Raw genomic sequence first — 13,250 nt, forward strand, 5'->3', positions numbered from 1 at the left:
TTCACCATTTAGTTGGGTACTTCCCCGTCATGCAGCCTATGCACAGTGCTCTATGTCCTATAGCTGAATAAAGGCCTTCTAGGGAAAGCCAATGTATTGAGTCCGCACCTATAACCTTGGCTATTTCCGAATCGGGAAGGTTGGCTGCTATAAGCTCCTTTTCCTCAGGGACAGCAACTCCGTAGGGGCATTTGTTGGAAAGCTTAGGACTTCCTATTAGTATATGAACTTCTTTGGCTCCAAGCCTCCTGAGGTTGAAGACCGTATTCTTTAATGTGGTCCCAGTAACCATGGAATCATCTATAAGTATCATTCTCTTATTAAAGACAGCGGATTTTATGGGATTAAGTTTGAGCTGGATTCCAACGACTTTCGTAAAATCATCGGAGGCTAACATTGTCCTAATAGGACTGCCAGTTCTAGTAAAGCCCAAATCCAAGGGAATTCCGGTTTTCCTTGAATAACCTACAGCAAAAGGCAGTGCAGTATCTGGAACGCCTATTACAGTATCAGCGTCTATAGGAAATTCCTCTGCTAACTTTTCTCCTATTCTAAGCCTGAGGGAATAAATGTCATTTTCATTGACAAAACTGTCTATCCTGGCTTGGTATATGTATTCTATAGAACAGTAATTCTTTTCAGGTTCCCTTACTTGCACACTTTTGACGTTAAATCTGTCTATTATCACCAACTCTCCGGGCTTCATTTCCCTTCTAAACTCTCCGCCTATCACGTTCATACTTGTCATTTCTGATGCCACTATTGCCATGTCAAAGCCGAATCCTCCTAAGGAAAGAGGTTTCAGACCTAAATGGTCTCTGTAAGCCATGAGCTTTCCTTCCTTAGTTATTGCCACAAAAGAAAATGGAAAACGAGTACTTCGTATTGCCTCCTTTGGATCCTTTTGAAGAAAACTTACGAAAGAATCTGGATCGCTAAGCACTCCGTCTATCGCCACACTTAGCCCATCGACTTGAATGGGATACCCAGAAGTTCCTGTATAACCTATTCCTGCCCACCCTTCAAGTTCACCCACTTCAAGATCCTCTGGTGCAACCTTGGACTTCATGCTCTTGATTATACCTCCCTCACTTAACAACGAGATACCCGACTGCGAGTATCCCCTGTGTTGGAGACCGACTAAACCATAATATAAAAATTTATTTATATTCCAAATTTTATCAAATGATAATAAACCTATTAAACCTGCCATTTTTACACCTTACCAAAAATTTTATCTAAGGAAGAAAAATTATAATTACCTTTCAGAGGATAATTCCCGGTGAAACATGCGTCGCATAGGGACGTAGTTCCTATGGCTGATATCATTTCGTCTACTGTAAGAAATTCTAGTGAGTCAGAACCTATCTCTTTAGATATTTTCTCTTCGTTCTTTGATCTAGCTATAAGCTCCGAGGCACTGGGGAAATCTATTCCCATATAACAAGGATACTTTATCATTGGAGAGCCGACTCTTACATGAATTTCCTTGGCTCCAGCTGATCTGAGCCTAGAAATCAACCTCCTCATTGTGTTACCTCGTACTATAGAATCATCAATGAGGACCAGAGATTTACCCTTGACTGCGCTCTCAACAATCCCAAACTTTTCCTTCAAAGCTTCTATTCTAGCCTCTTGAGTAGGCATGATGAAGGACCTTTTAGAGGAAATAGTCCTAATTAACGCCTCTTCTAACGGAATTCCGCTGGCTCTGGAGAACCCTAAAGCTATAGGACGTGATGAGTCAGGTACGGGAACTACAACTTCTCCTGGAGCAGGATGCTTTTTAGCTAGAATTTCTCCCAATCTAATTCTGCTAATGTAAACCGGGTTTCCGTCTATTGACGAATCCGCTCTAGAGAAATAAATGAATTCGAATGCACATGTGGTCTTGCGTGAAGAATTAACTATTTCATTTAGAAAAATATTGCCTTCTCTTATTCCTATCACCTCTCCAGGAGAAAGGTCCTTCAACTTAATTCCACCTAGCTGTCTTATTGCTGAATCCTCCGACGCTACAACTATGGCATTGTTAACACGTCCGAGTACCAAAGGTCTGAAACCTTGTGGATCACGAACAGCATATATGTCTCCTTTTATGTCCATCACGAGGAGGGAATATGCACCATCGGCAACTTCCATGAAGTGCCTTATTGCCTCAATCAGTGTCTTGCCTTCCTTTACCTCCTTTGAAATGAAGTCTAAGATAAATGAGGTATCTGTAGGATAGTTCCCAAACTTGAAGAAATTAGTTATGGTTCCATTAAAGGCAACTGTAACGTATCCGTCGCTCATTGGTTGTGCCTCGCTTATGTCGGATACTCCTGACGTGGAATATCTCACGTGACCTATGGATGAAGTTGTATAGGATAGAATTATTGCTTTGTCTATAGCCTCTTCCACTAATCCTAATCCCCTATTCAGCTTAACCTTTCCAGCTTCTAAGTAGGATATACCAGCTGATTCCTCTCCTCTATGCTGAAGCAGCTTTAGTCCCTCGTAGGTTAGCTTTAATGGAAGAGGAGAGGCCGAGCTTACAGCTATAACTCCACAGTGTTCCTTAAGGTACATTCAACATCTCCTCTAGATATTTAACAAACTTTTCAGCTTCCTTTGAGAGGTCATATTTCTCCCTTAGGTGTAGGGTGTAACTTTCGTCGTTCACTTCGCCTATAACCTTGGCGACAATCCCTCTGCTTGAAGCTGATTGAATTACCTTTTCAGGATCTTGAGTCGCAACGATAAACCTGCCGCTTCCCTCAGATAGCATTCTAACTAAGTCGTTTTTATTGTCGCTTTCTATTGATTCCAAATTTAACTTAACTCCATATCCCTTTACAATAATTGGAAATATGGCAGTCAGAAGACCACCCCTGGATATGTCTTTGATGAACGGATACCTTAGCTTCATTACGACCTCAGAAGAGAGAAGATCCTCGTGAAGTCTTGCCCTCTGAAGTCTGCCTCTGAATCCCAAAACCCTCGAAGCTAAAGTCCCGTCCATCTCGTTTCTGGCAATACCTATATGGACTAACACTTGACCAGACTTTACTGAGGGTCTAATTGGTTCCCTTTCCAATAGACCTGCCATCACTATTAGTGGCGTGTGTTTTATTGGCTTTCCATCCTTGTTTTCGTTGTAAAATGAAACCTTTCCGCCCACAATTGGAACATCAAATACCTTCGACGCTTCAGAAATGCCCCTTATTGCCTCGATGAAGGCACCGTAAACCTTTGGTTTCCTCGGGTCGCCGAACTGAAGATGGTCCACAGCAACAATTCCCTTTCCTCCCACTGTGGCTAAGTTCCTATATGCCTCCGCAAATATCATCTTCCCGCATTCATAGGGATCTGACGCGCAGAGGTCAGGGTTAGCATCTCCCTTAATTGCGAGATACTTACCGTTGGGCAAAAGGATTACAGCCGCATCTGCCTCTCCCGGTTTTATTACAGTTGAAGTTCCTACCTCGTAATCGAATTGAGAATATGCCCATTCCTTACTTGTCACGTCTGGGTGAGAAAGCAATCTTCTGATTACTCCTTCTGTCAATTGAGGTAAATCCTCAGAGTTGGGTTTATCCTCGTAAGAGAAATCCCACACGAATCTCGGAGGCGTGAGAAGGAATTCGCTGGGTAACGTTACAATTTCTTTACCTTCGTATATGAACCTTATCATATGATCTTCGGTTGTTCTCCCTATTACAGTACAAGGATATTTGTCCCTGAAGAAAGGTTCACAGATCTCATCTACTAGTTCAGGTTTCACTGCGAAGAGCATCCTCTCCTGGGTTTCTGATATCATTATATCTTCGGGTCTCATGCCCTTAACTCTAAGCGGAACCTTGTCAAGCTCCACAACTGCCCCTAAACCGTTGGCCATCTCTGTCACTGCAACTGCTAAGCCTCCTCCTCCCAAGTCTTTGATTGCCTCAACTTTAGTAGCTATTTCCAGAGTTGAGTCTATGTTGATCTTTCCAGCGAAGGGATCAGCTATCTGTACCGCGCCTATTTCGTCCTCCCCACTTAGCTTACGTGATGCAAACGAGGCCCCTCCTAGACCATCTATGCCAGTAAGACCCGTTAACACTAAACTTAACCCAGGCTCAGTGACTACGCTTGGAACTATTCTATCTTTCTTTACTACGCCTAAGCATGCAATATCAATCAACGGATTATCATCATATGTTGAATCGAAGGATAACTCTCCTCCAACTACAGGAACACCGACGCTGTTACCGTAGAATCCTATTCCCTTTATTATGTTCCTCAGTAGCCATCTGTTTCTTTCCTTGTTGAGTTCTCCTATCCTTATCATGTCCAATAGAGCTATGGGATAAGCTCCCTTGCTTATAATATCCCTTATAATTCCTCCCACACCAGTCGCCGCACCGTTGAAGGGATCTATTGCAGAGGGATGGTTGTGACTCTCTACCTTTAGAACTAGAGCATAGCCATCTCCTATGTCTACTGCACCAGCGTCCTGCCAATCTTCAATTCCCATCACAACCCTTTCTCCAGTACTTGGAAGGCTTCTCAAAAAGAACTTAGAAGATTTATAAGAGCAATGCTCTGACCATACTGCGTCCAATACACTCCATTCTTCCTTTGATGGCTCCCTTCCTAGCCTCTCTCTTATCGTCCTCTTCTCCTCTTCGAATAAGGTCATTTCACTATCCCCCTCAAAATTAGAAGCCCATCTGGATTGCCAAAGGGAGATATGTTGGAAAAAGATGCTCTTTCTGGATGTGGCATCATACCTATTACGTTCCCTGCCTCGTTTGACACTGAGGCAATGTTCATAACTGAACCGTTGGGATTGTATTCCTCACTTACGTCCCCTCTCTCTGACGAATAAATCAGAATAGGCTTAACCCTTTCTAATCTCTCGTGATAGTATCTTCCCTCAGCATGAGCTATTGGTAACCTCAGAACTCTGCCCTTTAGTCCCTTAGTTAGAGGAGTTCCATCGTCGATAACCTTCACGAATACCCATTTACTTACAAACCTACGATTAATGTTCTCGAGCAAAGCCCCTTCTAAAAGTCCACTCCATACCAGTATTTGAAAACCGTTACAAATTCCGAGAACTACTTTTCCTTCATCAGACATTTCTTTAACTCCTCTCATAGCCTCGCTGCTGGAGGCTATTGCCCCGGCCGTTAAGTAGTCACCGTAGCTGAAACCTCCAGGGAGAACGACGGAGTCGAACTCATCAGGATCGAATCGGTCGTGCCTAACTACCTGAGGATTACCGCCAGCTTCCCTCAATGCCTTCACCACGTCTAGCTCACACGTAGTCCCTGGGAATTTTAAAACAGCAATTTTCTTACCTTCCAATTGACCTCACTTTTACCTGATGTATTATAGGGTTGTAAAGTCTGGCTTTGTCTGCAATCATTTTCACCTTTTCCATTGCCTCAGTCTCGCTCTCTGCATCAATTCTGAAAAGAAGATATTTCCCTGCCCTAACTTCGGATACGCTACCATCTACCTTGTCAACTGCGTACATTTTTATGCTCTCGCCTTCAGGATCCCTAACGTTCTCCTTTGTTGTTATAATCATTTCAATTTCATAAATCAATTTGAGATCAGCCTCAAGAACTCCTGATACCTTGACTTAACCTTTTCCAAGCTTTCGCCGCGTCTATAGAGATCCTTGTCGTAAATATCTCCATTAGGAGATCTAACCCTCATGCTATCCAAGGATATCTCATCTCCTACTATCATCTCGCCGTCGATTCTGCCGAACTCAAGCTTAAGGTCGAATAGGATTAATCCCCTTTTCTTTATGTAGTCTGAAATCACATTTATTGCTCTCTTTATGATTTCTTCAGATTCATTTGCTTCCTTTCTATTCATCAATTTAAAATACTCCATATGAGAATAATTAAGAAGAGGATCGTGCCTTGCATCATCCTTCAGGAAGAACTCAACTATCGGAGGATTGAAGACTTCTCCTTCTTTTATTGGAAGCCTCTTGACTATGCTTCCAGTAGCTATGTTCCTCGCAACTACCTCAACTGGTATCATTGACAGCTTCTTTACTATCATCGTCCTTTCGTCTTTCATCCCTACATAATGAGTTTTGATTCCTTCCTTTTCAAGGAGACGAAATAATATCGCTGAGGTCTGAGCGTTAAGGATACCCTTACCTTCCATTTCGTCCTTCTTTAGTCCGTCTCCCGCTGTTATTGAATCCTTGAACTTCAATAAAACATGATCTTCATCCATGTCAAAAACTTCTTTTGTCTTCCCTTCCCCTAACTTTTCCCCCATATCCGCTTTAACTTGGACAAGTTAAAAAGATTCACTAATTTAAGGTGAGTATTTACTTGCACAAGTAAAAATTGATTTATTTATTAGTTCCATGAGGGGGATGTATGTCAAGTCAGATAGATCAAATAACAATAGATGAGCTATCAAAGGTCAAACTAATTGTAGGCTTAGTCAAAAATGCCGAAAGAATAGAAGGAACTAGACTCCTCAAATTAGTCGTGGACATAGGAAGTGAAGAGAGACAGATAATATCTGGGATAGCTGAGTTATATACGGCTGAGGAAATGGTGGGTAAAAAGGTAATTCTCGTGGCTAACCTAAAGCCTAGAACAATAAGAGGTTACGAAAGCCAAGGAATGATATTAGCTGCGGGCTGTAAGGAGGATGAACAGAAAGGAATTAGACCTAGACTTCTAACTGTAGATGGGGAAGTTCCCCCTGGAACGACAATATGTTAACTCCCTTCGAAAGGGTTCCTGTTCCGCCTGAAGTGGACGATGTAATTGAAATAGTCCTTAATAGGCTTCCCAAGATAGGAGGAAAGACCGTAAAGGAAAGGGAAATAAACAGGCTATTAACCTACATAAATCAAGTCGAGAAGTATAGCACTTTCGTAAATAAATTCCCCAGAATAGAGAAATTGCATCCATTCTATAGAGAGAGTATTGAAATATTAGCTGACATCGATAGAATAAAGATCTGTTTGTTCAATACCAAGAGGACTGCTGATCTAGCTATGAGGGCATTGAGGGAAGGCATTCAAAAGATAAAGTCATCGGATGAGGATCAAGCCAATGAAATAATGAGGAAAACTTTCGGCAGAACATCGTCTATACTTAGAAAGAATAGAGAATGTACTTCCTTCCTCATAAAGGTCATAGTTCAGCTTAAGAAGATGATGACAGTAGATCCAAAGCTACCTACTGTAATCGTTGCTGGCTCTCCTAATGTAGGAAAATCGACTCTGATATCCAGGATAACTCGGGCTAAGCCTGAGATAGCCAATTACCCCTTTACTACTAAGGATATTCATGTAGGTCACATTAGAGAAGGAGACGCTTTAATACAGTTCATAGACACGCCTGGAATATTGGACAGACCTAACTCTGAGAGAAACCAAATAGAACTGAAAAGTATAAACGCGCTTAGGAACCTAAGCGGAATTACGGTCTTCATGTTCGACGTGTCACCTTTCTCTTACTATGGGGTAGACGATCAGTTTTCTTTATATAAAGAGGTTAGATCGTTAAGTGGAAAGAAGGTTATACCAGTAATAAATAAAATTGATGAAAAGGATGAAACATATTATCAATCGTTAATGAAATTGATTAATAATGCAGTGGAGATTAGCGCAGAGAAAGGTATAGGATTAGAAGAGCTAAAAAGGGAAATCTTAAAAGCACTAGGGATACCTCTCAACCGTGGATTACTGGATAATTGAGATATTTACTTCAATCCAAGGAGAAGGGGATGTCATAGGCACTCCATCTAACTTCATTAGACTTGCTAAATGTAACCTGAGATGCGTCTGGTGCGATACCACATACTCATGGGAGAAAGGAACTAGGATGACATTAGATGAAATTATGGCACAAATCAACAATAACGTTAAAACTACTACAATAACAGGTGGAGAGCCTCTGCTGCAGGACATATTTCCGTTGGTAAGGAGGTTAAAGGAAGAAGGACATAAGGTAATCGTTGAAACTAATGGCACAATACCTCCTAAGAAGGAACTTCTGGAACTAGTCGACGTTTTCTCAGTTTCACCAAAGCTAAGGAACAGCGGTCACAAACTGAGTTATGATAAGGTAGAATGGGCTACGTACTACAAATTTGTTATATTAAACGAGGAGGACTTAAAGGAAGTTTCCAGCTTCGTTAGTCAAAGGCGAATAGATCCCAAAAAGGTTATAGTACAACCTGATGGAAGAAGAGAGGACTACGTTAATGCGTTAAGGGAATTATCAACTCAAGTTATGAACCTCGGTCTTCCCTTCAGAGTCCTCCCTCAACTTCACAGAATCATTTCCGTCAGATAATATGGCTTGCCTTAACTCCTCCATTTTTCTTTTTCCTTCATTCAAAATCTCAATAGAGGTATTTACCAAGGTTTTGAGATAGTCATCTGTTATAAGTTCCTCCTTCCTTTCACGTAGTAAGTGGACTATCTTTATGCCAGTCCTCAATTCAACCAATATTCCTTTATAATTCTTAGAAAGTATTGCAGAATGCTTGTAGCCTACTGATCTAGCTACCCTCAAGATATCCCATGCCTCTTCCTCATCCCTAGTATAGACGTGAACTATTGGACCTTGAACAACCAACCATAATCTCCAGGCTTGGCCATGCCCAAGGATCTCCTTGAAGTCGTTTATTGTAGTTCCCAAATGGTTCTTGTAAATAATGCTGGAGTGTTTTCTAGACCAAGGAAGCATAGAATCAATAATAGTTATCCTTCCACTACAACTACTTTGAGTATATGCTTTCTCGCGTTTTCTGAAAGCCTCTAGAAGAGGGAATATGTCAGGATCTAAGTATCCTATTTCCTTATCCCTGAATATTCTTTCCCAAGCGTTCTCTCTTAATTGTTCCCACTCATCCATGTAGATACGCTTTAGATGGCAGATAAAAAACTTATAAATGAGTTCTCTCTGCTACTTTAACAGTGTCTTTAAGGGAAGTTCTAGATAGGTTTCTAAAGGACGAGGAAGATATAATATATATAAAGAACATTAATCCTGACGAATTCAAGGAGAATGAAATTCCCTTAGGTACGACAGTAATCATGGAAGTAAAAGGAAGGAGAAGGTTAATGGACCTTGGACTCCTCTCTATCATTTATAATAGATGTAATGGAATTAACTTCGTAAAGGATTACCTGAACCTTAACTATTCCTTGGAGGACATTCATAAAAAATACAAAGTTTATACTGAATTAGAATATTTCTCACTTTACTGTCCACCTATGCATGTAGACGGGGATTTCTCAGAAGTTGCAGTGAGGCTCAAAGCCTATATACTATCTAGAGAGAATTGTTAGCTATGGACTTTGACGTAGCGGTCATTGGTGGAGGGGTAGGCGGGCTTGCTGCAGCTGTTAGGGCTGCGGAGGCAGGTAAAAAGGTAGCTATAGTCGAAAAAGATCAATTGGGAGGTGAATGCATAAATAGAGCTTGCATACCTTCCAAGACTTTAATTGACGCAGTTAAGCTGTTATCTAGAACTGAAAGGGCAAATTGGATAAAGAAAGGTAATGACAGCGAATTGTCCCTAGATTACAACGCTTTAAACGCGTATAAAACTCAAATAATAGATAGAATCAGACTAAACCTTCAGAGAACCCTTGAAAAATATAGTGTAACAGTAATAAACGGCAAGGGAGAGGTCCAGCATGAAGGTGAAGTCAAAGTTGGCAACAAGACAATTACCACAGATAAGATGATTATATCTACTGGATCTGTTCCTATCTCCATCCCAGATTTCCCTCTTAACGGAAAAAACGTCTTAGACCCTTGGAGTGCAATGAACTTGCCTTACGTCCCGCCAAAGGTCATAATTGTAGGGGGAGGAGTTGCAGGCGTTGAGCTAGCAACCTTGTTTAGAGCTATGGGAAAGGAAGTTACCATTCTAGAGTTAATGCCAAGACTCCTTCCAGTTCCAGGCTTGGACAAAGACGTAGCTTCCACAGTTAAGTCTAGACTTGAAGAGAAGGGGATCAAAATCTACCTGCAAGCTAAGTCTAAGGTTACGAGTTCAGATGGAAAGGTTAGGTTCCACGTAGAGACACCTTCTTCTACCGAGGATGTTGAGGGAGATTTAGCAGTGATAACCATAGGAAGGAAAGCAGTAACGGATGGGATTGACCTTAACTCAATAAAGGTTAACGTAGACAAGAGAGGTTACATCATAACCAATGAGAAGGCAATGACGTCTAATCCTAAAGTATATGCAGTAGGAGACGTAACTGGTGTTCCTCAATCTGCAACTAAGGCATGGAAACAAGGATTAGTTGCAGGAGACAATCTTACCGGAAGATCATCCTCCATGCCAAAATACATGCCGCTCTCTATATTTGCAGATCTGGAAATAGGAAGCGTGGGTAAGAGTATAGACGATCTTAAGGCTGAAGGTGTAGACGGAAAGGAAATATTGGTTAAAATGGAGGATATACCAAGGGCTTGGACTCTTAATGAACCGCATGGATTCTTCAAGCTAATAGTAGGGAAAGACGGAAAAATATTAGGAGCCCATATGGTCGGTGAGGGTGCAACGGAGGTCATAAACACAATAAGCATGGCTATGGAATTATCATCAACCGTTAATTCGTTATATCCAGTAACTTTCTCACATCCCACTGTGACTGAAGTAATAAGCGAAGCAGTGCAAAGAGCGGTGGCAGGAGAAATGTACTAAATGGAAAAAATACATAAACCCGCACATATGTATCTCACGATAGCGTGAATGATAAAGAAAGGAAGGAGGTCAGGAAGTTATTTAAGCTCCTTTTTTTCGCAAGCCGTGGAGGTTTGACCAGACTAAAGATTGTAAGGCTCCTTGAAGAGTCCCCAATGAATGCTAATAAGATAGCCTCATCATTGAACCTGGATTACAAAACTGTCATACACCATCTGGAGGTTCTGATATCTAACGGACTAGTTTATAAAGAAAATGATAAATACGGTGCACTTTACAAAATTACCTCCTTCTTCAACATGTATTTAGACGTGCTCAAGGAATTGGAGGGAATGGAGAAAAAAAGGAAAGCTTAATTTGCTCATTGATATTTGATGTTACTCCTTTTAAACCTTTTAACCCAATCATATTCTCGTGTTCGGTAAGAAGAAAGCAACTTTGGCTGATGTTTTGACAAACATAAAGATAGCAAGAAACAGAGTAAGGATTTACAAGAATAGAATGAAGGATAGAATCGAAAAATACAATCAAATGTCAGAGAGAAATTTCGGTAGGTTTACTGCTGTGTCAATAGAGTATATGAAGGAAGCCGAACAGCTTCAGAGGATTATTCAATTCTTGAACACCATTGACATACTTTTAGAGATGGCGGAAATCAAAATAGAGACAATAATCTATATAGGGTATATAGTTAATGAGGCACCTGCAGTTATGGAAGCTATTAGGGAACTTAAGAAACAGATGGGAGGGGTTCCTGAGCTTTCCGTGATGTTGGAGGATATCTATGCTGGCTTTTATGCCTCGTTGGATATGCCTCAGGATATGAAAATAAGGTCCACTGAGGAAGGTAAGAAGGTATTAGAGGAGGCACAAAAGATCTCGGAATCCAGAGAGGAGAAGCTTATAAGTTAGAATGCTATATAGTAGCCTTGAAAATATGGTAAACTACATCACGAGAAAAATTCAACTAACTGGAGGATCAACCTACATAGTTTCTTTGCCTAAGGAATGGGTTAAAGCTCTATCACTGAAGGCTGGAGATGAAGTTCAGATAATGGAAGATTCTGATCTTAAATTGGTAGTGATACCAAAGAACAGTGACAGAAAGGAAGTTGAGAAAAGGAAGACTCTTTTATGCGAAAACATGGTAGCTGAGGCAATAGTCAGGGAATTCATTGCATACTACATGGCTGGGTATTCTCAAGTTACTATATCATGCAAGAAAATGAAAGGAGAGGATAGAGCATACATTAAGGATGTAGTTAGAAGGAGACTCCTTGGTGCTGAAGTAATTGAGGAGGACGTGTCTAGCCTCACCGTTCAGTTTTTAATAAATGAAAAGGATCTTCCAATTACAAAGGCAATAGGTAGGGCTTACACCATATCCCATAACATGCTAAAGGACGCGTTAATGTCGATAGAAGATCAAGACTCCGAACTTGCAAGGGAGATATTAGGAAGGGACGATGAAGTAGATAGATTCTTCTTTTACGTTGCTAGGCAACTTACGTTATCCGTATCTTCGCTAAATATACTAACTGAAGAAGGATATAACCTTACTCAGGTTGTGGACCTATATTCCGTGGTTAAATCCGTGGAGAGGGTCGCAGACCACGCCGGAAGAATAGCTGAAAACATACCTAACCTTCAAGGCATAGTTCACAGAAAAGAGATAATGGAGGCAGGAAAGATGAGTATGGACTTTTATGAAAAGAGCGTGAGCGGGTTCATGAATGAGAGAAAGGAGATGGCACATGACGTGATAGGAAACAACATGAAGGCTTTCGATATGGTAGTTTCAACCTCTAACTTACTGTTAAAGGACGAGAAAGACGTGAAGGCCACCTCTTCAGGAATAATGGTACTTGATTCCTTCAGAAGAATAATGAGGTATTCTATAGATATCGCTGAGGCTACCATAGACTTGATATCTAAATCAATTGAAATGAATAGAACTTCAGAAAGTTAGGAAAACTTAGACCTTTATACGCAGAAATGAGGTCATTCATCGTCTTGGATTTCTTAACCTTTTCCCTAAGATCCTTAAGTACGTTTCTGTCCTCTTCTGTATAAACTCCCTCTCGCAGGAAGATACTTACGCACTGATTGTTCATAACCGCTATAACAACATAACCCTTTATGAAAAGCGAATCCGCAGTCTCTATATCTTTATGAGAAAATAGGCAAACTCCTGGATGAGTGTGGACTGACGCTATCGCTCTAGGCATTGGCATGTTTACTTTCTTCTCATCTCCCTCAAATACTACGAAATCCCCGCTCTCCAAAACTATGCTAAGGAACTCGATTTCGTTCCCAAGAGTTCTTGTAGCATAAGGGTACATTTCCTCCCTTAAGAATTTCAGGTAATATTCCATTATCTTCCTATAGATCATGAAATATGTGTCGTTTTTGGAGCCAACTTTCACACGCTCGGAGGTTACCATTGACTCCTGGGGCACATAAAGATATTCGTAGTCTGTAGTAGGGACTACCTCGAATTCCTCATGAATGTCTTCAGCTTCGGTAACTAAGTCGTAAAGTTTAGACATCTCTTGGGT

16 protein-coding genes are annotated in these 13,250 nt (G+C 41.0%); 8 read left to right on the top strand and 8 right to left on the bottom strand.

All coding sequences use genetic code 11. The features are described 5' to 3' along the window. Position 1: 1 nt before the first annotated feature. From RQ359_RS02795 to purC, 6 genes are read right to left on the bottom strand one after another with little or no spacing between them, the layout of a single operon-like run. Complete coding sequence (locus RQ359_RS02795) at positions 2-1,213, bottom strand: amidophosphoribosyltransferase (protein WP_054838221.1); 1,212 nt, start codon at positions 1,211-1,213, stop codon at positions 2-4. A 2-nt stretch (positions 1,214-1,215) separates the two neighbouring features. Beyond that, a complete protein-coding gene (gene purF / locus RQ359_RS02800; protein WP_054838222.1) occupies positions 1,216-2,571 on the bottom strand; it encodes an amidophosphoribosyltransferase in 1,356 nt (451 codons plus the stop codon). Then, positions 2,561-4,666, bottom strand: coding sequence for a phosphoribosylformylglycinamidine synthase subunit PurL (purL, locus tag RQ359_RS02805; RefSeq protein WP_054838223.1), 2,106 nt, complete (start codon positions 4,664-4,666; stop codon positions 2,561-2,563). Before purL ends, purF begins: the two co-directional genes overlap by 11 nt. Further along, positions 4,663-5,337 (bottom strand): phosphoribosylformylglycinamidine synthase I, encoded by a 675-nt coding sequence (gene purQ / locus RQ359_RS02810; protein WP_054838224.1) that lies wholly within the window; start codon positions 5,335-5,337, stop codon positions 4,663-4,665. Before purQ ends, purL begins: the two co-directional genes overlap by 4 nt. Continuing rightward, positions 5,327-5,581 carry a phosphoribosylformylglycinamidine synthase subunit PurS gene (locus RQ359_RS02815; RefSeq protein WP_240899947.1) on the bottom strand — a complete coding sequence of 85 codons (255 nt, stop codon included), beginning with the start codon at positions 5,579-5,581 and terminating at the stop codon, positions 5,327-5,329. Before RQ359_RS02815 ends, purQ begins: the two co-directional genes overlap by 11 nt. Next, on the bottom strand, positions 5,578-6,276 hold the full coding sequence (gene purC / locus RQ359_RS02820) for a phosphoribosylaminoimidazolesuccinocarboxamide synthase (protein WP_156016131.1): 699 nt from the start codon (positions 6,274-6,276) through the stop codon (positions 5,578-5,580). The genes RQ359_RS02815 and purC overlap by 4 nt, the downstream gene beginning before the upstream one ends. A 104-nt stretch (positions 6,277-6,380) precedes the next feature. Here purC and metG point away from each other — a divergent pair, with 104 nt between their 5' ends. From metG to RQ359_RS02835, 3 genes are read left to right on the top strand one after another with little or no spacing between them, the layout of a single operon-like run. Further along, positions 6,381-6,734 carry a methionine--tRNA ligase subunit beta gene (gene metG, locus RQ359_RS02825; RefSeq protein ID WP_156016130.1) on the top strand — a complete coding sequence of 118 codons (354 nt, stop codon included), beginning with the start codon at positions 6,381-6,383 and terminating at the stop codon, positions 6,732-6,734. Then, positions 6,728-7,717, top strand: coding sequence for an NOG1 family protein (locus RQ359_RS02830; protein WP_054838225.1), 990 nt, complete (start codon positions 6,728-6,730; stop codon positions 7,715-7,717). Before metG ends, RQ359_RS02830 begins: the two co-directional genes overlap by 7 nt. Continuing rightward, positions 7,698-8,318 (top strand): 7-carboxy-7-deazaguanine synthase QueE, encoded by a 621-nt coding sequence (locus tag RQ359_RS02835; protein WP_338116937.1) that lies wholly within the window; start codon positions 7,698-7,700, stop codon positions 8,316-8,318. The genes RQ359_RS02830 and RQ359_RS02835 overlap by 20 nt, the downstream gene beginning before the upstream one ends. On the opposite strand, the gene RQ359_RS02840 is transcribed toward RQ359_RS02835, so the two are convergent. Then, the gene (locus RQ359_RS02840; RefSeq protein ID WP_054838226.1) at positions 8,244-8,882 is read right to left on the bottom strand and encodes a tRNA(Phe) 7-((3-amino-3-carboxypropyl)-4-demethylwyosine(37)-N(4))-methyltransferase; all 639 of its coding nucleotides are present in this window, start codon (positions 8,880-8,882) and stop codon (positions 8,244-8,246) included. The genes RQ359_RS02835 and RQ359_RS02840 overlap by 75 nt on opposite strands. Before the next feature lie 62 nt (positions 8,883-8,944). Here RQ359_RS02840 and RQ359_RS02845 point away from each other — a divergent pair, with 62 nt between their 5' ends. From RQ359_RS02845 to RQ359_RS02865, 5 genes are read left to right on the top strand one after another with little or no spacing between them, the layout of a single operon-like run. Beyond that, positions 8,945-9,319 carry a hypothetical protein gene (locus tag RQ359_RS02845; protein ID WP_054838227.1) on the top strand — a complete coding sequence of 125 codons (375 nt, stop codon included), beginning with the start codon at positions 8,945-8,947 and terminating at the stop codon, positions 9,317-9,319. A 2-nt stretch (positions 9,320-9,321) separates the two neighbouring features. Further along, positions 9,322-10,692: a dihydrolipoyl dehydrogenase family protein gene (locus tag RQ359_RS02850; RefSeq protein ID WP_156016129.1), complete on the top strand. Its 1,371-nt coding sequence runs from the start codon at positions 9,322-9,324 to the stop codon at positions 10,690-10,692. Positions 10,693-10,736: 44 nt separating this feature from the next. Then, on the top strand, positions 10,737-11,048 hold the full coding sequence (locus RQ359_RS02855; protein WP_338116936.1) for a winged helix-turn-helix domain-containing protein: 312 nt from the start codon (positions 10,737-10,739) through the stop codon (positions 11,046-11,048). A 58-nt stretch (positions 11,049-11,106) separates the two neighbouring features. Next, complete coding sequence (cdvB3, locus tag RQ359_RS02860) at positions 11,107-11,604, top strand: cell division protein CdvB3 (protein WP_054838229.1); 498 nt, start codon at positions 11,107-11,109, stop codon at positions 11,602-11,604. Positions 11,605-11,629: 25 nt separating this feature from the next. Beyond that, positions 11,630-12,661 (top strand): phosphate uptake regulator PhoU, encoded by a 1,032-nt coding sequence (locus RQ359_RS02865; protein WP_054838230.1) that lies wholly within the window; start codon positions 11,630-11,632, stop codon positions 12,659-12,661. Here the strand turns inward: RQ359_RS02865 and RQ359_RS02870 are convergent. Next, the gene (locus RQ359_RS02870; protein WP_240899945.1) at positions 12,624-13,241 is read right to left on the bottom strand and encodes a hypothetical protein; all 618 of its coding nucleotides are present in this window, start codon (positions 13,239-13,241) and stop codon (positions 12,624-12,626) included. The two genes, RQ359_RS02865 and RQ359_RS02870, sit on opposite strands and share 38 nt — an antisense overlap. Positions 13,242-13,250: the final 9 nt, after the last annotated feature.

Origin of the sequence: Sulfuracidifex metallicus DSM 6482 = JCM 9184, assembly GCA_032834875.1 — an archaeon.
Lineage (GTDB): Archaea > Thermoproteota > Thermoprotei_A > Sulfolobales > Sulfolobaceae > Sulfuracidifex > Sulfuracidifex metallicus.

Coding starts and splice junctions, on each gene's coding strand:
- metG (WP_156016130.1), top strand. CDS start 6,381: ATGTCAAGTCAGATAGATCAAATAACAATAGATGAGCTATCAAAGGTC.
- RQ359_RS02795 (WP_054838221.1), bottom strand. CDS start 1,213: ATGGCAGGTTTAATAGGTTTATTATCATTTGATAAAATTTGGAATATA.
- purF (WP_054838222.1), bottom strand. CDS start 2,571: ATGTACCTTAAGGAACACTGTGGAGTTATAGCTGTAAGCTCGGCCTCT.
- RQ359_RS02830 (WP_054838225.1), top strand. CDS start 6,728: ATGTTAACTCCCTTCGAAAGGGTTCCTGTTCCGCCTGAAGTGGACGAT.
- purL (WP_054838223.1), bottom strand. CDS start 4,666: ATGACCTTATTCGAAGAGGAGAAGAGGACGATAAGAGAGAGGCTAGGA.
- RQ359_RS02840 (WP_054838226.1), bottom strand. CDS start 8,882: ATGGATGAGTGGGAACAATTAAGAGAGAACGCTTGGGAAAGAATATTC.
- purC (WP_156016131.1), bottom strand. CDS start 6,276: ATGGGGGAAAAGTTAGGGGAAGGGAAGACAAAAGAAGTTTTTGACATG.
- RQ359_RS02870 (WP_240899945.1), bottom strand. CDS start 13,241: ATGTCTAAACTTTACGACTTAGTTACCGAAGCTGAAGACATTCATGAG.
- RQ359_RS02865 (WP_054838230.1), top strand. CDS start 11,630: ATGGTAAACTACATCACGAGAAAAATTCAACTAACTGGAGGATCAACC.
- RQ359_RS02850 (WP_156016129.1), top strand. CDS start 9,322: ATGGACTTTGACGTAGCGGTCATTGGTGGAGGGGTAGGCGGGCTTGCT.